Origin of the sequence: Halorubrum sp. AD140 (assembly GCF_034497445.1) — an archaeon.
Classification (GTDB): domain Archaea; phylum Halobacteriota; class Halobacteria; order Halobacteriales; family Haloferacaceae; genus Halorubrum.
The window spans coordinates 1-1029 of record NZ_JAXRUU010000343.1 but is presented as its reverse complement, the minus strand read 5'-3'; the positions used below and the strand labels follow the sequence as shown (position 1 = coordinate 1029).

Below are 1029 nucleotides of genomic sequence, written 5' to 3'. Positions count from 1 at the left end.
CCGCCGATCGAGGAGCCCTCGATCACCGACTTGAGGTTCTCGACGCCCGCCTCGTTGTCGATGGTCGGCACCGCGTAGACGACCGCGCTGTCCTCGGGCACGTCGTGGGCGTCCACGACCGCCTCGAAGAAGCGCTCGGCGTCCGCGACGCTGTCGTCGTCCTCGGGGAGGCCCGACCGCAGCATGAAGCGCACGCGGTCGGGGTACTCGACCGCGGCCTCCTCGCCGAACAGCACCTTCTCCTCGCCGGTGATGGCGTCCTCGTAGGTCGCCAGGCAGGTCAGCACCGAGTGGCGCTCGCGCCCGCCCCGACCGTCGGGGACGTCGAGCACCGTTCGGGTGCTACCTAATTTCACGCCGACCGCAGCCGATTCGTCCGATTCGTTGATGTCCGTGGATTCGTCGTCGCTCATTGGTCACTCGCACACGAAGCGATCCGGACGATGGAGACGAGGCTGATCCGGTGGTCCGCGGGGGTAAAGGGCCGGTCGCGCGTCGGCGCGTCGAACCCCCCCAAGCGGCCGATCTGGCCGTAGTACGACAGCGCGTCTCGGGCCCGCACGTGGCCGCCGACGTCGACGAGGTAGCCGAGCCACTCGCCGATCTCGCGTTCCGCCGCGGGCGACGCCGGGATGGCCGTCAGGTACGGCTTCTCCCCCGGGCCGTCGCCGTTCAGCCGCGCACCACGCTGACGCTGGAGCAGCTCCGTGAACGCGGCCGAGCGCGCCGCCTGCTCGGCCCAGTTCCGGTTCGGCCGCCGGAGCGCCCGCTCCCGAGGCGCTCCGTCCGCACCGTCTCGCGGGGCGTCCGCGATCCGGCGCAGCTCCCGTACGTCGTATCGTCGTGGATTCAGACTCATGTTCCGTCCGTCGTTCGCGTCCGTGTTCGGACCGTCTCGGCGGGGTCATATGATGGTTGGCCCTCAGTTATCAGCGGTGAGAAACTACCGGAGCGGCGAGAGCGACCGCGCGCCGCTCGGACGACGATCCGGTTTTCGGCTTCGAGGCGTCTCGGTATCGGCGGGGGCCG

Annotated in this window: 1 protein-coding gene and 1 pseudogene; both read right to left on the bottom strand. The window is 70.1% G+C overall.

The genetic code is table 11. The features are described 5' to 3' along the window. A pseudogene (locus tag U4E84_RS18730) lies at positions 1–413 on the bottom strand (hypothetical protein); the annotation flags it as partial. Further along, positions 410–859 carry a FlaD/FlaE family flagellar protein gene (locus U4E84_RS18725; protein WP_322533552.1) on the bottom strand — a complete coding sequence of 150 codons (450 nt, stop codon included), beginning with the start codon at positions 857–859 and terminating at the stop codon, positions 410–412. The pseudogene U4E84_RS18730 and the gene U4E84_RS18725, both read right to left, overlap by 4 nt. Between the last annotated feature and the right edge of the window lie 170 nt (positions 860–1029).